Below are 23,247 nucleotides of genomic sequence, written 5' to 3' on the forward strand. Positions count from 1 at the left end.
ACGGAGCGTCCGGCGGCGACCGCGCCGCCCCGTCAGCCGACGCGGGTGGACCGCACGGCGAGCGGCTCCGCCGCGGCGGGAAGCACGGCCGGGCCGGGGCCGTCCGCCGCGGTCGGCTCGGTCTCGACCAGTTCGGCCACTCCTGCTCCGGGGTTCTCCTGCGTCGGCAGCCACCGCGCCCACCAGCGGAGGATGTGCTCGAAGCGCGCCAGCCGGTGCCGGGGCCGTCCCGTGCGGCTCAGTTCGTGGCCCTCACCCGGGAAGAGCAGCAGCTCCGAGGGGACGCCGCGACGCTTGAGCTCGACGTAGAGCCGGGCGCCCTGCTCGACCGGGCAGCGCCAGTCCTCCTCGGAGTGGACGACGAGGGTCGGCGTGGTGATCTCGGACGCGCGGGTCATCGGGCTCTGTGCGGCCAGCCGCTGCGGATCGGTGCCGAGGTACTGGTCGGGAAAGGCCCAGCCGATGTCGGAGGACCCGACGAAGCTCACCGGATCGGTCAGGGCCCGCTCGACGACGGCCGCGGCGAACCGGCTCGTCCGCCCGAGGAGCAGGGCGGTGAGGTACCCGCCGTAGGAGCCCCCATGACCCCGACCCGGTCGGCGTCGAGCGCGGGATCCTGGAGCGCCGCGTCGAGGAAGGCCAGGACGTCGTCGGCGTCGTGCCCGCCCCATTCGCCGCGGATCGCCCGACCGTGCTCGGCCCCGTAGCCGGAGGATCCACGCGGATTGCACTGGACGACCGCGTAGCCCGCGGAGACGTAGACCTGCGTCTCGTCGAACAGCGACCAGCCGTACTGCGCGAACGGCCCGCCGTGGATGGTCAGCAGCACGGGGTGCGGGCCCGGACCCGGCGGCGTCGTGATCCAGCCGTGCACGGGATGGCCGTCCGGGGCCGCGGCCGTCCGCTCCGCCATCCGGTGCACCCGGCCGGTCTCCCCGAGCGGTCGCCCGAACGCGGTGAGCAGCCGGCGCCGTCCCTGGGTGAGCGCGAGCAACTCGCCCGCCGACCGGTCGTGCGCGACGACGGCGACGACCACTCCCCGGCGGCCGCGACGGCGTGGACGGCGAACGGCCCGCCGATCAGGACTTCCGGGGCGCCGCCGTCCAGCGGCACCCGCAGCAGCTCGACGCTGCCACGCCGTTCGACGCCGACCAGCACCGCACCGTCCACGACCACCGTGGCCGGTGTCCCGTCCCCGCGGTGGTGCTCCTCCGGATCGAGCAACGGCTCCAGGACGCCGTCGCCGGCGACCCGGCAGGGCACCGTCTGCCGGGCGACGAAGTCGGTCCCCTCGGGACCGAGGTCCGGCACACCGGTGACGTACAGCTCGTCGCCGGCGTACGCCGGCTGCGCGCAGTCCCCCGGGACGCGGTCACCCGCCGCAGCCCGGAGCCGTCCGGGCGGACCGCGTACACGTCCCGCACGAGATCCCGGTCGGCCCGGGGTGGCGCGCGGACACGAACACGAGCTCCTCGCCGTCCGGTCCCCAGGCGACGTCCTCGCAGTCCGCGTCGCCGGTGGTCACCTGCTCCGGTTCCGGCAGCGGCGCGGTGTCGTCGGCGAAGTCCGCCGGCAGGTCCAGCACGAACACCTGGCTGGGCTTGTCGGCCAGGAAGCCGACGCCGTCGCGCCGGTACTGCAGCGACGTGATCAGCCGGGGCGGTTCCGCCTCGGCACCCACGCCGTCGACGGTGCCGTACCGCCCCTGCTCGGGAACCCGCGCGACGTAGGCCAGGCGCCGGGAGTCCGGGGACCAGACCGGCGCGCCCGCGCCCAGGCGGTGGCCGGTGAGCGTGCGCGGCTCCCCTCCCGCCGTCGGCAGCAGCGCGACCTGCGGCCGCCCGCCGGGCTCGGCGCTGAGGAAGGCCAGCCAGCGGCCGTCCGGCGAGTAGGCCGGGGCGCTGTCGCGGGAACCGGAGGTCACCGGACGCGCCGGCGCCGAGCCGTCGGTCGGCACGGCCCACAGCTGGCTGCGGTACTCGTCGGCCTCGACGTCCGGCCGGGCGACCGCGACGACGGCCATCCGGCCGTCCGGCGACACCGTCGGCGCGCCGGGCGTGCGCAGGAGCGCGAGATCGTCAGGGCGCATGGCCTGCGACGCTAGTCCGTCCGGGGCGCGGGCCGGGCCGTGCCCTCCGGAGCCGCACCCGTGCGCTCAGGCCGCGATCGTCCGCCGGCGGATCGTGCTCACCAGCGCCAGGCTGCCCAGCAGGGGCAGCCCCGCGAGGATCACCAGGCTCCGATCGAGGCCCAGCACCTCGCCCATCCCACCGACGACGGCGGAGCCCACACCCCGCCGACGAGGAAGACCAGCGTGGCGATGCCCAGTGCCACGCCTCGGACGTCCGCCGGGACGGCACCGCCCACCGCGGCCATGAGGGCCGGCTGGCCGAGGCCGAAGGCCAGGGTGACGAGGACGACCGCCGTCACGAGCACGGCCGCGGAACCGCGCGCCGCTCCCACCGCGGCGACGACCAGCGCCACCGCTGCCGTCGCGTCGGAGACCACGAGGACCGGCCCGGGCCGAGCCGCGCGAGGAGCGGACCCGCGAGACGCGGGGCGAGAAAGCCGGTGACGGCACTCGGTACGAGGGCCAGGCCGACCTCCAGCGGCGTCCACCCGCGGATGGCGAGGACGGCCGGGACGGCGATCAGCAGGGCGAACCAGGCCGCCGGCACGGCGGACGCGGCCAGCGCGCTGCGGACGACGACGGAGTTGCGGATGACCCTGCGCGGGAGGAACCCCTCCGGGCGGCGGCGCACCCGCGCCGCGACGGCGGGGACGCCGAGACCGAGCAGCAGGGCGCCCGCCGTCGCCACCAGGACACCGGAGGCCGGCGACTGCACGAGCAGTACCAGCCCAGCCGCCGTGGCGGCCACGAGCACCGCGCCCAGGACGTCGAGCCGGGCGCCGGTTCCCTGCGTCGGCAGCGCCCGCCACAGCGCGGGGACCACCAGGAGCCCGAGTGCGGGGAGCGCGACGACCGCCCGCCAGCCGGCCAGGTCGGCCACCAGGCCGCCCGCGAGCGGCCCGAGGGCGCTCACGGCGGCCGCCGTGCCGGCCACCTGCCCGAGAGCGGTGGTGCGGACGGCGCCCTCGTAGCGGGCGCTGACGATGGCCATGCCGAGGACCGGCACCGCGGCCGCTCCCATGCCCTGCAGCACCCGGGCCGCCAGCAGCACCTCGACGCTGGGTGCGAAGCCGCCGAGGACGGCGCTGCCGGCCATCAGGCCCACCCCCACGAGCAGGGGAGGCGGATGCCCGCCAGGTCGGCGGCCCGGCCGTAGACCGCGGTCGCCACCGCGAGCATCAGGGCGTAGAGGCTGATGACCCACGAGACCCCACCGGTGGTGAGGTCCAGGTCGGCCGCGATCGACGGCAGCGTGACCGCCACGGCCGCGCTCCCCATCCCGGCGAGGCCGAAGAGCAGCCCGACGAGCCCGGCGACGCGCCCGGCGTCCGTCTGCTCCCCCACGAAGGGGCTCAACCGGGCGGCGTCGCCGTCTGTTCCGCCGTCCGTCAGCGGCGGGCGGAATCCTCGTCCGACTCCTCGGCGATCCGCGCCTCGGCGGCGGCCGCCGCCTCGGGCCCACCCGTGGGGACCGACTTCGCCGTCTCGGCGTCGACGTCCGGCGGCCCGGGGGCGGCGAACTGACCACGGGTCTTCACCAGGCTGGCCACCGTGGCGACGACCAGCACGCCCAGGATGATCGACAGCGAGAGCCAGATCGGGATCTCGGGGATGCTGTCGATGGGCTCGCGCTCGCCCGCGAACGGCAGCTGGTTCTCGTGCAGCGCCTCGAGGATCAGCTTGACGCCGATGAAGGCCAGGATGACCGCCAGCCCGAGGGAGAGGTACACCAGCCGCTTCAGCAGGCCGCCGAGCAGGAAGTAGAGCTGGCGCAGACCCATGAGGGCGAAGACGTTCGCCGTGAAGACGATGAACGGCTCCCGGGTCAGGCCGAAGATCGCCGGGATGCTGTCCAACGCGAAGATCAGGTCCGTCGTGCCGAGAGCGAGGATCACCACGATCATCGGCGTCCACATCTTCTTGCCGTTCTCGCTGACCCGGATCTTCGCGCCGTGGTAGTCCTTCGTGATCGGCAGGATCTTGCGCATCCGCCGGATGAAGGCGTTCTCCTCGTAGTCCTCGTCCTCGCCGCGGTGCTTGACGAGGTTGATCGCGGTGTAGATCAGGAAGACGCCGAAGATGTAGAAGACCCAGACGAACCGCTCGATGACCACGGCGCCGATCAGGATGAAGATCCCGCGCAGGACCAGGGCGATGATGATGCCGATCATCAGCGCTTCCTGCTGATACTTCCGTGGCACCTGGAAGCGCGCCATGATGATCACGAAGACGAAGAGGTTGTCGACCGAGAGCGAGTACTCGGTGAGCCAGCCCGCGTAGAACTCCGTGGCGTAGGTGCCGTTGGTGAACGCCAGCATCAGCACGCCGAAGATCAGCGCCAGGCTCACGTAGAAGCCGACCCAGAGACTGGCCTCCTTGATGGAGGGCTCGTGGGGGCGACGAGCGACGATGGCGAGATCCGCGAGCAGCAGGACCGTGAGCCCCACGAACGTCGTGATCTCGAACCAGACGGGTAGCTCCATGCGGCGGTTTCCTCCGGGGGACAAGCAAGTCTCAGCACCGGAGGTCTCTCCCACCGCACGCCGGCAGGCGCACGACCGGCAGCACCGGAGGCCATGGGACCTCGTGATGACGACGCTGCCGCGGGGGATACTCCCTCCTTCGCATCCCCCGGCGGCCGCGATCGTCAGTGTTCGCGTCGGCCCGGGTTCGCGGCGCTCACGCTACCTGCTCGGTCGGCGTCGGACGCGTTGGACGTCGGGACGACGTCCGCCGGCGTCCCGTCGCCGGCCGACAGCGAGGTCGGGTCGGTCGCTGCCGCCTCGGCGGCGAGGTGCTCGCGCCGGTCGCGGCGCACCCGCCAGAGGCTGGCCAGCGTCGTCACCACCAGTGTGGCGAGGATGACCAGCAGGGAGACGGTGATGGGCACCTCGGGGATCACGGTGACGTGCTCACCACCGTTGATGAAGGGCAGCTCGTTCTCGTGCAGGGCGTGGATGACGAGCTTGACGCCGATGAAGCCGAGGATCACGGCCAGGCCGTAGGACAGGTACACCAGCCGGTCGAGCAGCCCGTCGATGAGGAAGAACAGCTGCCGCAGCCCCAGCAGGGAGAACGCGTTGGCGGCGAACACCAGGAACGTCTCCTGGGTCAGGCCGAAGATCGCCGGGATGGAGTCGACGGCGAAGATGACGTCGGCCGTGCCGATCGCGATGAGCGCGATGGCCAGCGGGGTGAGGAACCGCTTGCCGTCCAGCGTCACGGTCATCCGGTCGGAGTGGTACTCGTCCGTCGTCCGCAGGCGCTTGCGGGCGAACCGGAGGACGGCGTTCTCCTTGTAGTCGTCCTCGTCCTCGTGGCCGCCGCTGCGGGCCTGCACCCAGGCGGTGTAGATGAGGATCGCGCCGAACAGGTAGAAGACCCAGCTGAAGTTCGCGATGGCCGCCGCGCCGACGAGGATGAAGACCGTCCGCAGGACCAGCGCGAACGTGATGCCGAAGAGCAGCACCTTCTGCTGCAGCTCCCGCGGGACGCCGAAGGCGGCCATGATCAGCACGAAGACGAAGAGGTTGTCGACCGACAGGCTCTTCTCGGTGACGTACCCGGCGAAGTACTCGCCGGCGAAGCCGGCTCCCCAGCCCCACCAGACGAGGAAGCCGAAGACGATCGCGATGCCGACGTAGGCCGCCGACCACATCGCGGACTCGCGGAGCGTCGGTGCGTGCGGCGTGCGCACGTGACCGACGAGATCGAAGACGAGCATGCCGACGATCGCGGCGACCGTGACAGCCCACACCCAGAAGGGCACGTCCAAGGGTTCAGTCCTCCGGAGACTCGGCGGCGCACGCGGCGCCGCACAGGGTCGGATCCGGAGGTCTCTCCCATCGCCTGGCGTGGCGACCGGCAGCGCCGGAGGTCCGTGGGGACCCCGTACTGACGACGCTGCCGCGGCGGGATACTCCCTCCACAGCAGGACCACGTGCCCGTCGCCGGGTCGCGTGGTCCGTCCGGTGCAACGGCTCTGGCCGACGAGGAGTTCCCGGGTGCTGCCATCGTCGTGGAGACGGGCGTCACACCGACCGACCCTCAGCCGGGACGGCGGCTCTTCGGCAACGCGGTGAGGGCGGCGTCGTAGGAGGCGTCGGTCAGCTCGCGGACCTCGTCGTCGGGCACCGGACCGGTCCAGTCGACGGAGTTCCAGCCGTACCGGCCGTCCCTCCGGCTCGGCGTGATTCCGGCTTCCGGCGACGGCCATGTGCAGTGGTGGCACGTTCCGTGTCGCAAAGGCACCAGGGCCGCACATCGCCGGCGCGCGTCAGGCGTGCGCGGCGTCGAGCTGGCGCAGCTCCTTCTTCAGCTCGCTCAGCTCGTCGCGCAGCCGGGCGGCGACCTCGAACTGCAGCTCCCGGGCGGCGGCGAGCATCTGGTCGTTCATCTGGGTGATCAGGTCGGCCAGCTCGTTGCGCGGCAGACCCTCGGTGTCGATCGCGCCGGCCTTGCCGGGCTTCTTCTTCGAGGACAGCCCCGGCACCGGCGCCTTGCCCCGCGACTGCTGCCGACCGGACCCACCGATGAGTTCCGCGGCGTCGGAGTCCTCCGCCTCGCGGTAGATGCCCTCCAGGATGTCGACGATCTTCTTGCGCAGCGGCTGCGGGTCGACCCCGCGCTCGAGGTTGTAGGCGACCTGCTTCTCGCGGCGCCGGTCGGTCTCCTCGATCGCCTGGGCCATCGACGGGGTGATCTTGTCCGCGTACATGTGCACCTGGCCGGAGACGTTGCGCGCCGCCCGGCCGATGGTCTGGATCAGCGACGTCCCGGACCGGAGGAAGCCCTCCTTGTCGGCGTCGAGGATGGCGACCAGGGAGACCTCGGGCAGGTCGAGACCCTCGCGCAGCAGGTTGATGCCGACCAGCACGTCGTACTCGCCCTGCCGCAGCTCGCGCAGCAGCTCCACGCGGCGCAGGGTGTCGACCTCCGAGTGCAGGTACCGGACCTTGATGCCGAGCTCGAGCAGGTAGTCGGTGAGGTCCTCGGCCATCTTCTTGGTCAACGTGGTGACCAGGATCCGCTCGTCCTTCTCCGTCCGGATGCGGATCTCGTGCACCAGGTCGTCGATCTGGCCCTTGGTGGGCTTCACCACGACCTCCGGGTCGACCAGGCCGGTCGGCCGGATGACCTGCTCGACGAACTCGCCCCCGGTGCGGCCGAGTTCGTACTTCCCCGGCGTGGCCGACAGGTAGACGGTCTGGCCGATGCGGTCGGTGAACTCCTCCCACTTCAGCGGGCGGTTGTCCATCGCCGAGGGCAGCCGGAAGCCGTGGTCGACCAGGGTCCGCTTGCGGCTCATGTCGCCCTCGTACATGCCGCCGATCTGCGGCACGGTCACGTGCGACTCGTCGATGACGAGCATGAAGTCGTCCGGGAAGTAGTCGATGAGGCAGCTGCCGGCGCTGCCGGGGGCACGGCCGTCGATGTGCCTCGAGTAGTTCTCGATGCCGGAGCAGAACCCGACCTGGCGCATCATCTCGATGTCGTAGGTCGTGCGCATGCGCAGCCGCTGGGCCTCCAGCAGCTTCCCTGGCGCTCCAGCTCCGCCAGCCGCCCCTCGAGCTCCGCCTCGATGCCGCGGATCGCGCGCTCCATCCGGTCGGGGCCGGCGACGTAGTGGCTGGCCGGGAAGACGAACAGCTCCTCGACCTCGCGGACCACCTCGCCGGTGAGCGGGTGCAGGTAGTACAGCCGCTCGACCTCGTCACCGAACATCTCGATCCGGCAGGCCAGCTCTTCGTAGACCGGGAAGACCTCGATCGTGTCGCCCCGTACCCGGAAGGTGCCACGCGTGAAGGACAGGTCGTTGCGGGTGTACTGCTCGGTGACCAGGGTGCGCAGCAGGTCGTCCCGGTCGCGGGTCTCCCCAGCTTGATCTTCAGCGCCCGCTCCACGTACTCCTGCGGCGTGCCCAGGCCGTAGATGCAGGAGACGGTGGCCACGACCACGACGTCGCGCCGGGTGAGCAGGCTGTTGGTGGCGGAGTGCCGGAGGCGCTCGACCTCGTCGTTGACCGACGAGTCCTTCTCGATGTAGGTGTCCGTCTGCGGGACGTAGGCCTCGGGCTGGTAGTAGTCGTAGTAGGAGACGAAGTACTCGACGGCGTTGTTCGGCAGCAGCTCGCGGAACTCGTTCGCCAGCTGCGCCGCGAGGGTCTTGTTGGGCGCCATCACCAGGGTGGGGCGCTGCACCTGCTCGATCAGCCAGGCCGTCGTCGCCGACTTGCCGGTACCGGTGGCACCGAGCAGGACGACGTCCTTCTCCCCGAGTTGACCTTCTCGGCGAGGGCCGTGATCGCCGCGGGCTGGTCGCCCGAGGGCTCGAACTCGCTGACGACCTCGAACCGGCCCTGCGTGGGCCGGATCTCCGTGGATGTGGGCACGGGAGAACGGTACGACGGCGGTGTGACAGAACGGGCCCGAGCGGCCGGATGGGCCGACTGGTGAACCCGGGGAGAACGGAACGCATCCGCTACTTGTCCTCGACGGTGCCCCCGCCTAGCGTGCCTGGTCGCAGGAGCGGTTCCGCACCGGGGACCAGCGCCACCCGGACTCCCGGGCGAGGTCGGACCCCGGATCGCGGGTCCGGCCCCCACCAGGGTCGCCCATCGCACACCGCCCGGTGCCTGGCCGCCCGCCGCGGACTCGGGCCCGGGGCCTGCGCACGACGCCCCCGCGGTCCGCCACGGGGGCGTCGTCGTTGCCGCACGCGGTCCGCGCGAGGCGGCCGGACTCACATCGAAGTCACGTGTGCGAGAGGTTCTCCCCGGGCACCCGTCCACGGTCGCAGCAGACGACGTCCTCCGCGAAGATCGCCGGAGATGCACCCCTGCCCCGGGGATCGGGGCACAGCGCAGGAGGAATTCCCAGCATGACGCAGGTCTGGCCCGGCAGTGCCTATCCCCTCGGGGCCACGTACGACGGCACCGGCACGAACTTCGCGATCTTCAGCGAGGTCGCCGAGAAGGTCGAGCTGTGCCTCTTCGACGAGGCCGGCAACGAGGAGCGCATCCGGCTCCCCGAGATGGACGGCTACGTCTGGCACGCCTTCCTCCCGGGATCCACCCCGGGCAGAAGTACGGCTTCCGGGTGCACGGGCCCTACGACCCGGCCCAGGGCCTGCGCTGCAACCCGAACAAGCTGCTCCTGGACCCGTACGCGAAGGCCATCGACGGGCAGATCACCTGGGACCCGTCGGTCTTCGGCTACGACTTCGAGACCAAGGAGCGCAACGACGGGGACTCCGCGGCGCACATGCCCAAGTCCGTCGTCGTCAACCCGTTCTTCGACTGGGGCGTGGACCGGCCGCCGAAGACGCCCTACAACAAGACGGTCATCTACGAGGCCCACGTCAAGGGCCTGACGATGACCAACCCGCGCATCCCCGAGGAGCTGCGCGGCACCTACGCCGGCATCGCGCACCCGGCGACGATCGAGCACCTCACCGACCTGGGCATCACCGCCATCGAGCTGCTCCCGGTGCACCAGTTCGTGCAGGACGACACCCTGCAGCAGAAGGGCCTGCGCAACTACTGGGGCTACAACACGATCGGCTTCTTCGCCCCGCACGGCGAGTACGCCAGCAACACCACGGCCGGGCAGCACGTCCAGGAGTTCAAGGGGATGGTGCGGGCGCTGCACGAGGCGGGCATCGAGGTCATCCTCGACGTCGTCTACAACCACACCGCCGAGGGCAACCACAACGGCCCGACGCTGTCCTTCCGCGGCATCGACAACCGCACGTACTACAAGCTCGTCGAGGGCGACGAGCGGTACTACATGGACTTCACCGGCACCGGGAACACCCTCAACGTCCGGACGCCGCAGTCGCTGCAACTGATCATGGACTCGCTGCGCTACTGGGTCACCGAGATGCACGTCGACGGCTTCCGCTTCGACCTCGCCTCCGCGCTGGCCCGCGAGCTGCACGCCGTCGACCGGCTGGCGACCTTCTTCGACCTCGTCCACCAGGACCCGGTCGTCAGCCAGGTGAAGCTGATCGCCGAGCCGTGGGACGTCGGCGAGGGCGGCTACCAGGTGGGGAACTTCCCGGCCCTGTGGACCGAGTGGAACGGCAAGTACCGCGACACCGTCCGCGACTTCTGGCGGGGCGAGGACGCCACCGTGGGTGAGTTCGCCAGCCGGATCACCGGCTCGGCCGACCTGTACCAGCACTCCGGCCGCCGTCCGGTGGCGAGCATCAACTTCGTCACCGCGCACGACGGCTTCACCCTCAACGACCTGGTCTCCTACAACGAGAAGCACAACGAGGCCAACGGCGAGGGCAACAACGACGGCGAGAGCCACAACCGCAGCTGGAACCACGGCGTCGAGGGCGAGACCGACGACCCGGAGGTCCTGCAGCTGCGCGCTCAGCAGCGGCGCAACTTCATCGCCACGATGATGCTCAGCCAGGGCGTGCCGATGCTCCTGCACGGCGACGAGCTGGGGCGGACGCAGCGCGGCAACAACAACGGCTACTGCCAGGACTCCGAGCTCACCTGGATCGACTGGGAGAACGTCGACGAGGGGCTGCTGGAGTTCACGAAGAAGGTCACCAGGCTCCGCTGCGACCACCCGACGTTCCGCCGTCGCCGGTTCTTCCACGGCCGTCCGGTGCGCCGCGGCCTGGGCGACCCGGTGCCCGACATCGCCTGGCTGACCCCGGCCGGCGAGGAGATGGCCGACGAGGACTGGGGCTCCGCCTACGCCAAGTCCCTGGCCGTGTACCTCAACGGCGTCGGCATCCGGGAGATGGACGAACGGGGTGAGTACGTCACCGACGACCACTTCTACCTGGCCTACAACGCCTCCCACGAGCCGCTCGAGTTCACCCTGCCCAGCGACGACTACTCGCAGAGCTGGACGACGGTCCTCGACACGGCGGAGATGAACGAGGTGGAGCCGGTCGAGGTGAAGCCGGGCGACACGGTGACGGTCCAGGGGCGCTCGATCGTCGTCCTCACCGGACCCGCCCGGTGACCACGCCCGACCGCCGGCCGGTGCCGGCCGCCACCTACCGGCTGCAGGTGCATGCCGGCTTCCGGCTCCAGGACGCCGCCGAGGTAGCGGACTACCTGGCCGACCTCGGGGTGACCCACGCCTACTCGTCCCCGCTGCTGCGCTCGGCCGAGGGCAGCAACCACGGCTACGACACCGTCGACCACGCCCACATCGACGAGGCCCGAGGCGGCCGCGCGGGTCTCGACCGGTTCGTCGCCGCGCTGCACCAGCACGGTCTGGGTCTCGTGCTCGACCTGGTGCCCAACCACATGGGCGTGGACGACCCGTCGGCCGCCCCGTGGTGGTGGGACGTCCTGCAGCATGGGCCCACCAGCGCTCATTCCCGAGCGTTCGACATCGACTGGGACTTCGGGGGCGGCAAGGTGCGCATCCCGGTCCTCGGAGCCGCCGACGACGTCCAGGAGCTCGAGATCGTGGACGGACCGGACGGCGCCGAGCTGCGGTACCACGACAACCGCTTCCCCATCGCGCCGGGCACCGGCGACGGCACCCCGCAGGAGGTGCACGCCCGTCAGCACTACGAGCTGGTCGACTGGCGGCGCGCCGACGGCGACCTCAACTACCGCCGCTTCTTCGCGATCAACACCCTCGCCGGGCTGCGCGTCGAGGACCCGGCGATCTTCGACGCCACGCACGAGCTGGTCCTCCAGCTGGTCCGGGACGGCGTGGTCGACGGTCTGCGGATCGACCACCCCGACGGCCTGGCCGACCCGAAGGGCTACCTCGACCGGCTCGCGGACGCCTCCGGGAACAGCTGGACCGTCGTCGAGAAGATCCTCGAGCCCGGCGAGGACCTGCCCCAGTCGTGGCGGACCGCCGGGACGACGGGCTACGACGCGCTGTCCGAGGTGGACGAGGTGCTCGTCGACCCCGCCGGCGCGGGCCCGCTCACCGCGCTGGACACCGAGCTGACCGGCAAGGCCGTCGACTACGAACAGCTCGTCCACGACTGCAAGCGCGAGGTCACCGACGGGATGCTCGGCTCCGAGGTCGCCCGCCTGGTCCGGGTGATCGGGGAGCTCCCCGGCATCGACGCCACGCAGCAGACCGAGGCGCTGGCCGAGCTCCTGGCCACGTTCCCCGTCTACCGCAGCTACCTGCCCGACGGCCGCGAGCACCTTGACGCCACCGTGACCGCCGTCCGTACCCGGCGTCCCGACCTCGTTCCCGCGGTCGACGCCCTGCACTCGGTGCTGTCGGCCTCGGGGTCAGAAGCGGCGACCCGGTTCGAGCAGACCAGCGGGCCGGTCATGGCCAAGGGCGTCGAGGACAGCGCCTACTACCGGTGGGCGCGGTTCGTGGCGCTCAACGAGGTGGGCGGCGACCCGGCGCGCTTCGGCAGCACGGTCGAGGAGTTCCACGCCGCCCAGCGGCGCCGTGCCGAGCGCTACCCCGAGTCGATGACGACGCTGTCGACGCACGACACCAAGCGCAGCGAGGACGTGCGGGCCCGGCTCGCGGTGCTCGCCGAGATCCCGACCGAGTGGGCGGACCTGGTCCGCTTCCTGCTCTCCCGGCACCCGCTGGCCGATCGACCGCTGGCGCACCTGGTGTGGCAGAACCTGGTCGGGGCGTGGCCGCTGTCGCGGAGCGCGCGCACGCCTACGTCGAGAAGGCGGCCCGTGAGGCGGGGACGTCGACCACCTGGACCGCCCCGGACGAGGAGTTCGAGGGCCGGCTGCACGCCCTCGTCGACGCCGCCTTCGACGACGAGGCGACGGCGGCCCGGATCCAGGAGCTCGTCGAGCGGATCGCCCCGTTCGGCTGGTCGAACTCGCTGAGCCAGAAGCAGCTGCAGCTGACGATGCCCGGCGTCCCGGACGTCTACCAGGGCACCGAGCTCTGGGACTTCTCCTCGTCGACCCGGACAACCGCCGACCGGTCGACTACGCGCTGCGCCGGACGTTGCTCGCGGCGATCGACGGCGGGGAGATCCCCGCGGTCGACGAGACCGGCGCCGCCAAGCTGCTCGTGGTCTCGCGGGTGCTGCGGGCCCGCCGAGACCACCCCGAGTGGTTCGCCGGGTACGACCCCGTCGAGGCCACCGGGTCGGCCGCCGAGCACGTCGTCGCCTTCGACCGTGGGGGCGTCGTCGCGGTGGCGACCCGCCTGCCGGCCGGACTCGCCGCGGACGGCTGGGGCGACACGGCCCTGAAGCTGCTCACCGGTGCCTGGCGCGACCTGCTCACCGGCGAGCGGGCCGTCTCCGACATGGGCGGCGTCGCCGTCGAGGCCCTGCTGACCCGCCTGCCCGTGGCCCTGCTCGTCCGCGCCTGAGCCCGCCGGTCTCTCATGACGCCGACGGAGCGCGGTCGGACGGGGACGCCCCGGGGTCGTGGTCCGGCGTGGCGGCGCCCGTGCGAGGAAAACGCCCGAACTCGTTCCGTTGGGCGCGCGGCTCGCCCGCTCGCGACCTAACGTCGTCCGGGCGTCCGGGCCTGCCCGGCCGGGCGCGAGGCACCGGACCGCCCAACCCCGTCCGCCGGCGCCTGACTCCGACCCACCCAGGACGGGGGCGGGGGACCCACGTCCCGGCGCGTACGCGCGCCTCGGGGTGAAGCCGCGCGTGCAGCACACAGGCACGGCGGCCGGGCACCGATTCGCCCGAACCCGACAGCTCACCTCGCCGGCGGTGATCGGAGGATCACCCATGTCCACGCACCCTCGACGACGCGCGTCCGCAGCCGAGGCCCTCCGCGGGAGCGCCGTCGTCATCGGCGCCGCTGCAATCGGCGTCGGCGCCCTGGCCACGCCGGCCTCCGCGGACCACTACGACTGGTCCGCAGTCGCCCAGTGCGAATCCAGCGGCAACTGGAGCATCAACACCGGCAACGGTTACTACGGCGGCCTGCAGTTCAGCTCCCCCACCTGGCTGGGCCACGGCGGGGCGGAGTTCGCTCCGCGCGCCGACCTGGCCACGCCCGCGCAGCAGATCGCGGTCGCGGAGCGGGTCCTGCTCACCCAGGGTGCCGGCGCCTGGCCTACCTGCGGCACGCTCCTCCGCCCCGGAACGACCCCCGCAGCCGCGGCACCGGCGCCCGCCCCGGCCCCGGCACCGGCACCGGCTGCCGCGGCGCCGTCGACGGGCGCGAGCTACACCGTCAAGCCGGGTGACACCCTGTCGAGGATCGCCGCCGCTCAGGGCGTCGCCGGCGGCTGGGAGGCCCTCTGGGCCCTCAACCGCGACACCGTGGCCGACCCGGACCTGATCCAGGTGGGCCAGACGCTGACCGTGTAACCCCACCGGTCGCCCCGACAGTGGGCGCGGATGCACACGTCCCGACCCGGGAGCTGCACATCCGCGCCCACCGTCGCCCGCGGGGTCAGAAGCGGATCGCGTCGATCACCTTGGCGCGGACGGCGATGATCGCGGGCAGCAGGCCGGCCAGCGCCCCGACGGCGGTCGCGGCGATCATGCCCTCGACCGCGGCGGCGACCGGGAAGCCCGGCATGTCCGCGATCGGGATGCCGTTGTTCAGCAGCTGCTCCAGCGGCAGGTTGCGGACCAGCACGATCGCCGCCCCGACCGCCAGCAGCCCGGCCAGCGCGGTGGCGCAGACGCTCTCCAGCATCACCGCGGAGAAGATGCGGCCCGACGTCGCGCCGAAGCTGCGGCGGACGCCGATCTCGCGGATCCGCTGCCGGACGGTGACCAGGCCGATGTTGAGCACGCCGAGCCCACCGAGGACGAGCACCACCACCCCGGCGCCGCGGATGGCGAGCCGCAGCATCGCGATGGTCTCCTCGGCCCCCTGCGGATCGGCGCGGTAGGTGTCGACCTGCAGGCCGCCGAGGGCGAGACCGAGGTCGTGCGCGACCGTCTCCATCACCTGGTCGGCCTGGTCCGCCGGCACCCAGAGCTCGAGGGTGCTCGGTCCCGCGTACATCGCCGTCGCCGGGTCCACGGCCACGGCGGCGTCCCAGGGCCCGGCCGAGCGGTCCACCCGGTAGGCCACGAGCTCCTCCCCGTAGCCCTCGCGGACGACGCCGACGATGGTCGCGGTCACGGGGTCGGCCCGCCGATCACGACGGTCGGCCGCGCGGCCAGGTCCGGCGCACCGAGCGCGCTCATGAACGCCTCGTTGACCACGACGGCGGGCGAGAGGCTCTGCCGGTCGCCGTCGCGGAGCCAGCGGCCCTCGATCGGCTCGATGCGGTGCAGGTCGCCGTAGTTCGGGGAGACGCGGCGGGTCTGCACGGCCATCGTGCCGCCGGGCATGCGGAAGCGCGTCTCGCCCCAGGCGATCGTGGCCGCCGTCGCGATGTCGTACCGCTCGACCAGGTCGGCGACGGCGGCATCCCACCGGGCCGCGTCGGGCGGCATGCCGGTCATCGGGTCGTACGCGCTGACGGCGACCGTCGCCGCCCGGCCGCCGGAGCGCTCGCCGACCTCCTGCTGGACCTGGGCGACCATGAGTCCGAGGGCGGTCACGCTGGTCATCGCGAAGACCGCCAGGAAGACGCCGACCAGCGACAGCAGCACCCGGGTCTTGTGCACCCGGACCTCGTCCCACGCCTCGGCGAGGGTGCCCAGGACGCCGGTCATGCCGGCCCCCGGTCCGACGTCGCCGCCCCGAGCGCGCCCGCGGCGACCAGCGGCGAGCACACCCCGGTCCAGCCGGAACCGGCGGGCGGCCAGCGCGGCCACGGACAGGTCGTGGGTGATGGTGACCAGCGCGGCGCCGTTCTCGGCGGTGGCCTGCGCGAGCAGGGCCATGACCTGGGCGCCGGTCTCGACGTCGAGGGCGCCGGTGGGCTCGTCGGCCAGGACGACGCGGGGCCCCCGGACGAGGGCGCGCGCGATGGCCACCCGCTGCTGCTCGCCGCCGGAGAGCCGCTCGGGCACCTGGTCGGCGCGGGCGCCCAGCCCCACCCGGTCGAGCATCTCCCGGGCCGTGCGCCGGCGCCTCAGGTAGTCGCGGCCGCGGGCATAGAGCAGCGGCGCCGCGACGTTCTCGGCCGCGGTCCGGCGCGGCAGCAGGTTGAACTGCTGGAACACGAACCCGAAGACCTCGCCGCGCAGCCGCGACCGCCGCCGGGCCGACAGCTGGTCGGTCGGCTCGCCGTCCAGCAGGTAGCTGCCCGACGTCGGGGTGTCGAGCAGGCCGAGGAGGTTGAGCAGGGTCGACTTGCCCGACCCGGAGCGGCCCACGATGGCGACGTGCTCGCCGGGCGCGACGTCGAGGTCGACCCCGGTGAGGATCGGCAGGACGCTCTCGTCCGGGAGCAGCACCTCCCGGCTGATCCCGCGCAGCTCCAGGAGACTCATCCGTACGGCCCGCCCATCATCGGGTCCTGGACCGGGGTGTCGTCGGGCACCGGCACGAACTGCAGCACCTGCTCGCCCTCGGTCAGGCCCTCCCTGACCTCGATCTGGTCACCGTCGGTGAGGCCGAGGGTGACCGGCCGCTGCTCCTCGGTCCCGTCGTCGGCGAGCACCCAGACGTTGCCGGACTGCACCGTCCCCTGGACGGCGGTGACGGGGACGACGAGCACGTCCTCGGCCGTGCCCGCCTGCACCCGGACCGTCGCTCCCATGCCGGCGAAGACCGTCACCCCGGCGGGCACCGCGCAGCGCGCCGTCGTCCCTCCGCCGGTTCCGCCGGCGCCTCCCATGTCCGGTGTCGACGGAACGTCGGGCGTCTCCCCAGCAGCCGGCACGCCCAGCGCGAGGGCGGTGCAGGTGAACGGCGCGGGGCCGCCCTGCACCTCGACCTCGGCGGTGGCCGGCGGGGTCAGCAGCCGGAACTGCTCGGCCTGCGTGAGGGTCGCGGTCACCGACAGGGTCCCCGGGGAGACGGCGCCGACCGTGTCGCCGACGGCCACGATCTGGTCGACGAGGACGTCGAGGGCGGTCAGCGTGCCCGCGGACGGAGCGGTCACCGTGGCGGTGCGCACCCGCGGTGGGCGTGGGGTCGACGTCGGGTTGCCCTCGGCGTCGGTGCCGGCCACGGGGCGAGCTCCTCCTCGAAGCGGATCTCGAGGAGGGTCTGCCCGGCGGTGACGGTCGCGCCCTCCGCCACCAGGACCCGGCGGACGGTGCCCGCGGCCGTGGCCTTGACCGGGACGGCGGCGTCGGCGACCACCGTGCCGGTGACGGAGACGGTGTTGGCGACCGTCCCCCGGCTGACGGGAACCGTCGGGGAGCCGAGGTCGAGCGTCGGTGCACCGGGCCCGCCCGGATCGGAGGTGTCGGTGCCGCCGCGGAAGGCGAGGACGACGAGGGCGACGGCGATGACGGCCCAGACGAGCAGCCGGAGAGCCGGGAAGACGATGGTGCGGACGACGGACATGCACGCTCCCTGCGCGCTCGGGTACCCGGTGGTACCGGTATCGAGGGAACGTATCGGCTCGCTAGCACGGTGTCGTCATCCTGCGGGCGGACGCGCGGTGTACGACCTGGGGTTGACCAGCGGCATGGCGGGCATGATGCGTCCGCCCCTTCCGCTCCCCACTGCTCTGTCGCCATCCACCCCACCCGCCCCGCACCGGAGGCCCCCGCATGTCCGCTCCCGTCGAGTTCGCCGTCTGGGCGCCCCTGCCCGAACGGGTGCGGCTCCAGGTCGACGGCGCCGTCCACGACATGCGCAAGGACGACGAGGGCTGGTGGCGGGCCGAGGTGGAGGCCGCTCCGGAGGCCGACTACGGCTACCTGATCGACGACGACGACACTCCCCGTCCCGACCCCCGCTCCCGGCGCCAGCCCGAGGGCGTGCACGGCCCTTCCCGCCGGTTCGACCCCGCGGCACACGAGTGGGGCGACCGCGCCTGGACCGGCCGCCCGCTGGCCGGCGGCGTGGTCTACGAGCTGCACATCGGGACGTTCACGCCCGAGGGCACCTTCGACGCGGCGATCGGCCGGCTGGGGCACCTGGTGCGGCTCGGCGTCGACTTCGTCGAGCTGCTGCCGGTCAACGCGTTCAACGGCACGCACAACTGGGGCTACGACGGCGTCCTCTGGTACGCGGTGCAGGAGGAGTACGGCGGGCCCGCGGCCTACCAGCGCTTCGTCGACGCCTGCCACCAGCAGGGCCTGGGCGTGATCCAGGACGTCGTCTACAACCACCTCGGCCCGTCCGGGAACTACCTGCCCGAGTTCTTCCCGATCTTCGCCGACGGCGGCGCCAACACCTGGGGCAACTCGATCAACCTCAGCGGCCCCGACTCCGACGAGGTGCGGCGCTACGTCATCGACAACGCGCTGATGTGGCTGCGCGACATGCACGTCGACGGCCTGCGGCTGGACGCCGTCCACGCGCTGGTCGACGAGCGGGCGACGCACGTGCTGGAGGAGATGGCCCAGGAGGTCGACAAGCTGTCGGTCGCCGTGGGCCGGCCGCTGACCCTGATCGCGGAGAGCGACCTCAACGACCCCCGCATGGTGACCCCGCGGGTGGCCGGCGGCCTCGGCCTCACCGCGCAGTGGAGCGACGACTTCCACCACTCGCTGCACTCGGTGCTCACCGGCGAGGGGCAGGGCTACTACGCCGACTTCGCCGAGGGCGGTCTGGGCGGGCTGGCGAAGGTGCTCACCGGCGCCTTCTTCCACGACGGCGCCTGGTCGAGCTTCCGCCGCCGGCACCACGGCCGCCCGGTCGACACCGCCACGCTGCCCGGCTGGAAGTTCCTCGGCTACCTGCAGGACCACGACCAGATCGGCAACCGCGCCGTCGGCGACCGCATCTCGGCGACCCTCTCCCCGGCCTGCTCGCCGTCGGCGCGACGATCGTGCTCACCAGCCCGTTCACGCCGATGCTGTTCATGGGCGAGGAGGGGGCGCCGCCACGCCGTGGCAGTTCTTCACCAGCCACCCGGAGCCCGAGCTGGGCAAGGCGACGGCCGAGGGCCGGATCGGCGAGTTCGCCGAGCACGGCTGGGACGCCGACGTCGTGCCCGACCCGCAGGACCCGGAGACCTTCACCCGCTCCAAGCTCGACTGGTCGGAGCTGTCGAGGGAGCCGCACGAGCGGCTGCTGGCCGTGCACCGTTCGCTGCTGGCGCTGCGCCGCGCCCACCCCGACCTGGTCGACCCCGACCTGTCCGCCGTGCAGGTCACCTGGGACGACGCCGACCGCTGGCTGGTGGTGCACCGGGGCGCGCTGCGGGTGGTGGTGAACCTGGCCGAGGAGCCGCGCGAGATCGATCTGGACCGTCCCGTGGCCGACGTCTGGTTCAGCACCGACGAGCTGCCGGCGGTCGACGGCGACACCGTAACCCTCGCCGCCGAGAGCGCGGCCGTCGTCGGCGTCCGCTGATGCGCCGCCTCCTCCCGGACCCGGCCGAGCTGGACGACGACGGCCTGGTCGAGGCCTACCGGCTGCCCCCGGGCCGCTCGATGCGGGTGAACTTCGTCGTCTCCCTCGACGGCGCGGTGACCGTGGCGGGACGCAGCGAGGGCCTCGGCTCCCCGGGCGACAAGCGGATCTTCCGGGTGCTGCGGGCGCTGTCGGACGCCGTCCTGGTCGGGCACGGGACCTCGTCGGCCGAGGGCTACCGGCCCGTCACCGCCGACTCCCCGTGGGCCGGCTGCGCGCCGAGCTCGGCCGGCCGGCCACCGCGCCGGTGGTGGTGGTCTCCCGGCGAGCGTCGCTGGCTCCCGACGACCGGCTCGTGGCCGGTGCCGTCTCCCCCACCGTCCTCGTCACCTGCGAGGCGGCCGACCCGGACCGTCGCGCGGCGCTGGCGGAGGCCGGGGCGCGGGTGCTGGTCTGCGGGGACGACGACGTCGACCTGCCGCTGGCCCTCGACCGGCTGGCCGAGCTGGGCATCGAGCAGGTGCTGTGCGAGGGCGGGCCGGGTCTGCTGCACAGCGCGCTGACCGCCGGTGTGGTCGACGAGCTGGACCTGTCGATCGCGCCCGCCCTCGTCGGCGGGGAGGCACGTCTCCTGGGCGGAGCGCTGCCGGATCCGGCCCGTCTCCGGCTGCGTCAGGTGCTGGAGGAGGACGGAACGCTGTTCGCCCGTTACGCGGTCGCCGCGCCCGGCGCGCGGTAGCCGACGGCCTGGGCGCGACCCAGCGCCTCCAGGGTGTCCTCGACCGTCATCAGCACGGTGGTCTCGATGGAGCTGAGGGCACCGCCGCCGCCGATGGCCAGCGCCACGGCCGCCATCGAGACGTTGTCCGGCGCCTCCCACAGGTTGATCCCGTCGTGGGACCCGAAGGCGTACCAGAACCCGTGCAGCTTTCCGCCGACCGACTCGATGTAGGCGCTCGCCGCCCTCCGGCGGTCCTCCGGGTGGGCGATCAGCATCGCCCAGGTCTCGGGGGTGTAGCTGAACCTGGTCAGGTACATGGGCATGGTCGGGCCTCCCGGTCGCCCCCGCGGCTCGACGCTAGGGGTGCGGCCGGACGGCGTCGAGGTCCGCCGGCGCGGGAGGGGCTAGCGGACGACGGCGACGACGCCGCGGGCGGCGCTCCCGTCCGGTCGCGTCCAGTCCACCTCGACCGCTCCGGTGGCCGTGCCCGGCTGCCCCGGCTCCGGCACCCGGACCAGCTTGACGGTCCGGGGCTCTCCGTCGCCCGACCAGGAGCGGCCGACGGTGGGATCGCGAGTGTCGCTCCGGCTCTGGTGCTGCGCCTCGACGGCGCCGGCCACGAACGCGAGCAGCTGCGCCGTCGCCACCGGGTCGTGCTCCGCGTCGTAGATCCACCGGGTGCCGAGGACGCCGTGCTCCGAGGTGCCGACGAGACCGTCCGCTGCCTCGTCCAGCGCGGCACCGCGATAGGTCACCGGGACGAAGTAGGTCCTCGCCTCCGCACCGCTGCCGTCGGTGACCAGCATCAGCTCGATCCCGACCTCGCCGGCCGGGTCGTCCAGGCGGAAACCGCCCGCCCGCGACAGCTCCGGCGTCCCGGTACCGCGGTACCAGGGCTGACGGGGCAACCAGCCGGTGAGCAGCTCGAGCTTGGTGGGCGCCATGGTCGTGGCGTGGACGGTGGCCATGCCCGCACCTTCGCATGCCCGACGGTCGCGCCGCTCTGACAGGGTGCCCGCATGGACTGGGAGTCGACGAAGGCACGCCTGCGCGCGCTCGCCCTGCAGCACCACGGGCGGACGACGGATTTCGGCCGTCTCGTCGAGCTCCTGCCACCGGCCGCCGGGGAACGGATCCGGGTGGCGTGCGCCGACGACCGGTCGGTGCGGATCGAGGCCGGCTGGTTCCTGTGCCGGAGCATCGAGGTCGAGGAGGACGACCGCCACCTGATCGAGGTGGTCGCCGCACTGATGACCGGCGGGGCCCGGGAGTTCGTGGTCGTCGGCGTCGACGGGCCGGCCGGCGACGGCTACCTGATCGAGCACGCCGGGGGCGCCCTGGTCGCCCGGCGGGAGCCGCACGTCCTCGACGCCGTCGAGCGGGCGGTGCCGGCGTGGCGTCCGGCAGGTCCGGCTCCGGACGTCGAGGTCTCCCTGCCACGCCGGAGGAGGTCGAGCGACTGCTCGAGGGGTCGCGGGCGACGTACGCCGACGGGCTGCGGTCGCAGCGGGGTCTCGCGAGGGAGGCCGCCGAGACGAAGGCCGCCGCCGACGTCGGCGCGCTGCTCCCCAGGGCGCGGCCACCCCGGGTCACGTCTTCCTGGCGGCGCGGCACGGCGGCGCACTGCTCGGCGGTGTGTGGGCGGCGAGCCAGGGGCCCGACCGCGAAGGTGCGGCCTGGATCTACCACCTGGAGGTGGTCTCGACCGAACGCCGCCGTGGCGTGGGCGCGCAGCTCGTGCGGGCGGCCGCGGCAGCCGTGCGGGCGCCGGGCGTCACCCACCTGGGCCTCAACGTGTTCGGCGACAACGCCGTTGCCATCGCGCTGTACGAGCGGCTCGGCTTCACCGTCACCGCCCAGCAGATGTCGCTGGAGCTGTGAGCGGGCCGCCGGTGCGACCGGTGGTGCTGTCGGCTCCAGCTGCTTGACTGACCGACATGGATCTCCCCGTGCTGCCGCCGGTGAAGCCGATGCTGGCCAAGGCGGCGACCACAGTGCCCACCGGAGACTTCTTGTACGAGCCGAAGTGGGACGGCTTCCGCTGCATCGTGTTCCGCGACGGCGACGAGGTCGAGCTGGGCAGCCGCAACGAGCGCCCGCTCACCCGCTACTTCCCCGAGGTGGTGGAAGCGGTGAAGGCCCACCTCCCGGAGAGGTGCGTCGTCGACGGCGAGATCGTCGTCCCGGCCGGGAACCGGCTGCACTTCGAGGCGCTGCTGCAGCGGATCCACCCGGCGGAGTCCCGGGTGCGGCTGCTGGCCGAGCAGACGCCGGCGTCCTTCGTCGCCTTCGACCTGCTCGCCCTCGCCGACGAGTCGCTCCTGGAGACGCCGTTCTCCGAGCGGCGGGCCCGGCTGGAGGCCGCGCTCGACGGGGTGCGGCCGCCGGTGTACCTGACCGGCGTCACCCGCGACGCCGCCACCGCGGAACGCTGGTTCGAGACGTTCGAGGGGCCGGGCTGGACGGCGTCGTCGCCAAGGCCGCGGACCTGCCGTACGGGCCTGACCAGCGGCTGATGACGAAGGTCAAGCACGTCCGGACGGCGGACTGCGTGGTCGCCGGCTTCCGCTGGCACAAGAGCGGGCCGATCGTGGGGTCGCTGCTCCTGGGGCTCTACGACGGCGGCACGCTGCAGCACATCGGCGTCGCGGCGTCCTTCCCGATGAAGCGCCGGGCCGAGCTGGTCGAGGAGCTCGCGCCCTACCGGGCGGAGGCGCTCGACGGGCACCCGTGGCAGGACTGGGCGAACGCGCAGGTGCAGGAGAACGGGGAGAACCGCATGCCCGGGGCGGTGAGCCGGTGGAACGCGAAGAAGGACCTCTCCTGGGTGCCGCTGCGACCCGAGCTGGTCGTGGAGATCAAGTACGACCAGCTCGAGGGCCGTCGACTTCGTCACACCGGCCAGTTCCTCCGCTGGCGCCCCGACCGGGACGCGCTGAGCTGCACCTACGACCAGCTGGAGGTGCCGGTGCGCTACGACCTCGGCGAGGTGCTGATCGCCGACGGGTCGCCCGATCGGGAGTGATCGCCTGCACGGCGGCCGCGCGACTCCTACGCTCGTGATCATGCGTCTGCACTCCGGCCGGCTGGCCGTTCCGTCGATCCTGC

The 23,247-nt window shown here is 72.8% G+C and carries 24 protein-coding genes, 6 pseudogenes and 1 riboswitch; of the genes and pseudogenes, 12 read left to right on the top strand and 18 right to left on the bottom strand.

Going from position 1 to position 23,247, the window contains the following annotated elements; translation table 11 throughout:
- Positions 1-32: 32 nt before the first annotated feature.
- The 12 genes and pseudogenes from U6N30_RS34120 to U6N30_RS17815 form a co-directional block, all read right to left on the bottom strand.
- Positions 33-913, bottom strand: a pseudogene (locus U6N30_RS34120) (alpha/beta hydrolase family protein).
- Positions 820-1,311 carry a hypothetical protein gene (locus U6N30_RS17765; protein WP_324273298.1) on the bottom strand — a complete coding sequence of 164 codons (492 nt, stop codon included), beginning with the start codon at positions 1,309-1,311 and terminating at the stop codon, positions 820-822. Before U6N30_RS17765 ends, U6N30_RS34120 begins: the two are co-directional and overlap by 94 nt.
- 61 nt (positions 1,312-1,372) lie before the next feature.
- On the bottom strand, positions 1,373-2,089 hold the full coding sequence (locus U6N30_RS17770; protein ID WP_324273299.1) for a TolB family protein: 717 nt from the start codon (positions 2,087-2,089) through the stop codon (positions 1,373-1,375).
- Between the two features lie 140 nt (positions 2,090-2,229).
- A complete protein-coding gene (locus tag U6N30_RS17775) occupies positions 2,230-2,436 on the bottom strand; it encodes a hypothetical protein (protein ID WP_324273300.1) in 207 nt (68 codons plus the stop codon).
- On the bottom strand, positions 2,427-3,227 hold the full coding sequence (locus U6N30_RS17780; RefSeq protein ID WP_324278358.1) for an MFS transporter: 801 nt from the start codon (positions 3,225-3,227) through the stop codon (positions 2,427-2,429). Before U6N30_RS17780 ends, U6N30_RS17775 begins: the two co-directional genes overlap by 10 nt.
- Positions 3,227-3,487, bottom strand: a complete 261-nt coding sequence (locus tag U6N30_RS17785) for a hypothetical protein (RefSeq protein ID WP_324273301.1) — start codon at positions 3,485-3,487, stop codon at positions 3,227-3,229. Before U6N30_RS17785 ends, U6N30_RS17780 begins: the two co-directional genes overlap by 1 nt.
- Positions 3,488-3,519: 32 nt before the next feature.
- Positions 3,520-4,614, bottom strand: a complete 1,095-nt coding sequence (locus tag U6N30_RS17790) for a TerC family protein (RefSeq protein WP_324273302.1) — start codon at positions 4,612-4,614, stop codon at positions 3,520-3,522.
- Positions 4,615-4,778: 164 nt separating this feature from the next.
- Positions 4,779-5,900: a TerC family protein gene (locus U6N30_RS17795; RefSeq protein WP_324278359.1), complete on the bottom strand. Its 1,122-nt coding sequence runs from the start codon at positions 5,898-5,900 to the stop codon at positions 4,779-4,781.
- A gap of 278 nt (positions 5,901-6,178) precedes the next feature.
- Entirely contained in the window at positions 6,179-6,382 is a 204-nt protein-coding gene (locus U6N30_RS17800; protein ID WP_324273303.1) for an MmcQ/YjbR family DNA-binding protein, read from the bottom strand.
- 25 nt (positions 6,383-6,407) lie between these two features.
- A complete protein-coding gene (locus tag U6N30_RS17805; protein WP_324273304.1) occupies positions 6,408-7,640 on the bottom strand; it encodes a helicase-related protein in 1,233 nt (410 codons plus the stop codon).
- A complete protein-coding gene (locus U6N30_RS17810; protein ID WP_324278360.1) occupies positions 7,613-8,347 on the bottom strand; it encodes a hypothetical protein in 735 nt (244 codons plus the stop codon). The genes U6N30_RS17805 and U6N30_RS17810 overlap by 28 nt, the downstream gene beginning before the upstream one ends.
- Positions 8,296-8,514, bottom strand: a pseudogene (locus U6N30_RS17815) (hypothetical protein); the annotation flags it as partial. The pseudogene U6N30_RS17815 and the gene U6N30_RS17810, both read right to left, overlap by 52 nt.
- Positions 8,515-9,010: 496 nt before the next feature.
- Between U6N30_RS17815 and U6N30_RS35545 the strand changes: the two are divergent.
- The 5 genes and pseudogenes from U6N30_RS35545 to U6N30_RS17835 all read left to right on the top strand — a co-directional run.
- Positions 9,011-9,148, top strand: a pseudogene (locus U6N30_RS35545) (hypothetical protein); the annotation flags it as partial.
- Positions 9,149-9,228: 80 nt separating this feature from the next.
- Entirely contained in the window at positions 9,229-11,121 is a 1,893-nt protein-coding gene (gene glgX, locus U6N30_RS17820; RefSeq protein WP_479690517.1) for a glycogen debranching protein GlgX, read from the top strand.
- A complete protein-coding gene (gene treY / locus U6N30_RS17825) occupies positions 11,118-12,944 on the top strand; it encodes a malto-oligosyltrehalose synthase (protein ID WP_324273305.1) in 1,827 nt (608 codons plus the stop codon). Before glgX ends, treY begins: the two co-directional genes overlap by 4 nt.
- A gap of 124 nt (positions 12,945-13,068) precedes the next feature.
- A complete protein-coding gene (locus tag U6N30_RS17830) occupies positions 13,069-13,440 on the top strand; it encodes a hypothetical protein (RefSeq protein WP_324273306.1) in 372 nt (123 codons plus the stop codon).
- Between the two features lie 209 nt (positions 13,441-13,649).
- Positions 13,650-13,810, top strand: a riboswitch (cyclic di-AMP (ydaO/yuaA leader).
- A gap of 3 nt (positions 13,811-13,813) precedes the next feature.
- Positions 13,814-14,401: a transglycosylase family protein gene (locus U6N30_RS17835; protein WP_324273307.1), complete on the top strand. Its 588-nt coding sequence runs from the start codon at positions 13,814-13,816 to the stop codon at positions 14,399-14,401.
- A gap of 85 nt (positions 14,402-14,486) precedes the next feature.
- On the opposite strand, the gene U6N30_RS17840 is transcribed toward U6N30_RS17835, so the two are convergent.
- Genes U6N30_RS17840 through U6N30_RS17855 form a run of 4 tightly spaced genes read right to left on the bottom strand, consistent with a single transcriptional unit; the run spans position 14,487 to position 17,456 of the window.
- Positions 14,487-15,170: an ABC transporter permease gene (locus U6N30_RS17840; RefSeq protein WP_324273308.1), complete on the bottom strand. Its 684-nt coding sequence runs from the start codon at positions 15,168-15,170 to the stop codon at positions 14,487-14,489.
- Entirely contained in the window at positions 15,167-16,432 is a 1,266-nt protein-coding gene (locus tag U6N30_RS17845; protein ID WP_324273309.1) for an ABC transporter ATP-binding protein/permease, read from the bottom strand. Before U6N30_RS17845 ends, U6N30_RS17840 begins: the two co-directional genes overlap by 4 nt.
- The gene (locus U6N30_RS17850) at positions 16,429-17,115 is read right to left on the bottom strand and encodes an efflux RND transporter periplasmic adaptor subunit (protein WP_324273310.1); all 687 of its coding nucleotides are present in this window, start codon (positions 17,113-17,115) and stop codon (positions 16,429-16,431) included. The genes U6N30_RS17845 and U6N30_RS17850 overlap by 4 nt, the downstream gene beginning before the upstream one ends.
- Positions 17,043-17,456, bottom strand: coding sequence for an efflux RND transporter periplasmic adaptor subunit (locus tag U6N30_RS17855; protein WP_324273311.1), 414 nt, complete (start codon positions 17,454-17,456; stop codon positions 17,043-17,045). The genes U6N30_RS17850 and U6N30_RS17855 overlap by 73 nt, the downstream gene beginning before the upstream one ends.
- A 209-nt stretch (positions 17,457-17,665) precedes the next feature.
- Here U6N30_RS17855 and treZ point away from each other — a divergent pair.
- From treZ to U6N30_RS17875, 4 genes and pseudogenes are all read left to right on the top strand, one after another.
- Positions 17,666-18,808, top strand: a pseudogene (gene treZ, locus U6N30_RS17860) (malto-oligosyltrehalose trehalohydrolase); the annotation flags it as partial.
- A 439-nt stretch (positions 18,809-19,247) separates the two neighbouring features.
- A complete protein-coding gene (locus U6N30_RS35550; protein ID WP_479690619.1) occupies positions 19,248-19,418 on the top strand; it encodes a DUF3459 domain-containing protein in 171 nt (56 codons plus the stop codon).
- An 80-nt stretch (positions 19,419-19,498) separates the two neighbouring features.
- Positions 19,499-19,603 (top strand): annotated as a pseudogene (locus U6N30_RS17870) (dihydrofolate reductase family protein); the annotation flags it as partial.
- Between the two features lie 128 nt (positions 19,604-19,731).
- A complete protein-coding gene (locus U6N30_RS17875; RefSeq protein WP_324273312.1) occupies positions 19,732-20,157 on the top strand; it encodes a dihydrofolate reductase family protein in 426 nt (141 codons plus the stop codon).
- Here the strand turns inward: U6N30_RS17875 and U6N30_RS17880 are convergent.
- Positions 20,127-20,462 carry a GYD domain-containing protein gene (locus tag U6N30_RS17880; RefSeq protein WP_324273313.1) on the bottom strand — a complete coding sequence of 112 codons (336 nt, stop codon included), beginning with the start codon at positions 20,460-20,462 and terminating at the stop codon, positions 20,127-20,129. The genes U6N30_RS17875 and U6N30_RS17880 overlap by 31 nt on opposite strands.
- An 81-nt stretch (positions 20,463-20,543) precedes the next feature.
- Entirely contained in the window at positions 20,544-21,107 is a 564-nt protein-coding gene (locus tag U6N30_RS17885) for a maltokinase N-terminal cap-like domain-containing protein (protein WP_324273314.1), read from the bottom strand.
- A 622-nt stretch (positions 21,108-21,729) separates the two neighbouring features.
- Between U6N30_RS17885 and U6N30_RS17890 the strand changes: the two are divergent.
- The 3 genes and pseudogenes from U6N30_RS17890 to U6N30_RS17900 all read left to right on the top strand — a co-directional run.
- A pseudogene (locus U6N30_RS17890) lies at positions 21,730-22,020 on the top strand (GNAT family N-acetyltransferase); the annotation flags it as partial.
- A gap of 68 nt (positions 22,021-22,088) precedes the next feature.
- On the top strand, positions 22,089-22,655 hold the full coding sequence (locus U6N30_RS17895) for an ATP-dependent DNA ligase (protein ID WP_324273315.1): 567 nt from the start codon (positions 22,089-22,091) through the stop codon (positions 22,653-22,655).
- Positions 22,655-23,164, top strand: a complete 510-nt coding sequence (locus U6N30_RS17900; RefSeq protein ID WP_324273316.1) for an ATP dependent DNA ligase — start codon at positions 22,655-22,657, stop codon at positions 23,162-23,164. The genes U6N30_RS17895 and U6N30_RS17900 overlap by 1 nt, the downstream gene beginning before the upstream one ends.
- The last annotated feature ends 83 nt before the right edge of the window (positions 23,165-23,247 follow it).

Source organism: Blastococcus brunescens (assembly GCF_035320885.1).
In the GTDB taxonomy this organism is placed as follows: Bacteria; Actinomycetota; Actinomycetes; order Mycobacteriales; family Geodermatophilaceae; genus Blastococcus_B; species Blastococcus_B brunescens.

What these genes read in the sequence shown, in the direction of transcription:
- U6N30_RS17805 (WP_324273304.1), bottom strand. Translation starts at nt 7,640, where the DNA reads ATGCGCACGACCTACGACATCGAGATGATGCGCCAGGTCGGGTTCTGC.
- U6N30_RS17780 (WP_324278358.1), bottom strand. Translation starts at nt 3,227, where the DNA reads ATGGCCGGCAGCGCCGTCCTCGGCGGCTTCGCACCCAGCGTCGAGGTG.
- U6N30_RS17770 (WP_324273299.1), bottom strand. Translation starts at nt 2,089, where the DNA reads ATGCGCCCTGACGATCTCGCGCTCCTGCGCACGCCCGGCGCGCCGACG.
- U6N30_RS17835 (WP_324273307.1), top strand. Translation starts at nt 13,814, where the DNA reads ATGTCCACGCACCCTCGACGACGCGCGTCCGCAGCCGAGGCCCTCCGC.
- U6N30_RS17790 (WP_324273302.1), bottom strand. Translation starts at nt 4,614, where the DNA reads ATGGAGCTACCCGTCTGGTTCGAGATCACGACGTTCGTGGGGCTCACG.
- U6N30_RS17880 (WP_324273313.1), bottom strand. Translation starts at nt 20,462, where the DNA reads ATGCCCATGTACCTGACCAGGTTCAGCTACACCCCCGAGACCTGGGCG.
- U6N30_RS17845 (WP_324273309.1), bottom strand. Translation starts at nt 16,432, where the DNA reads ATGAGTCTCCTGGAGCTGCGCGGGATCAGCCGGGAGGTGCTGCTCCCG.
- U6N30_RS17900 (WP_324273316.1), top strand. Translation starts at nt 22,655, where the DNA reads ATGACGAAGGTCAAGCACGTCCGGACGGCGGACTGCGTGGTCGCCGGC.
- U6N30_RS17855 (WP_324273311.1), bottom strand. Translation starts at nt 17,456, where the DNA reads ATGTCCGTCGTCCGCACCATCGTCTTCCCGGCTCTCCGGCTGCTCGTC.
- U6N30_RS17885 (WP_324273314.1), bottom strand. Translation starts at nt 21,107, where the DNA reads ATGGCCACCGTCCACGCCACGACCATGGCGCCCACCAAGCTCGAGCTG.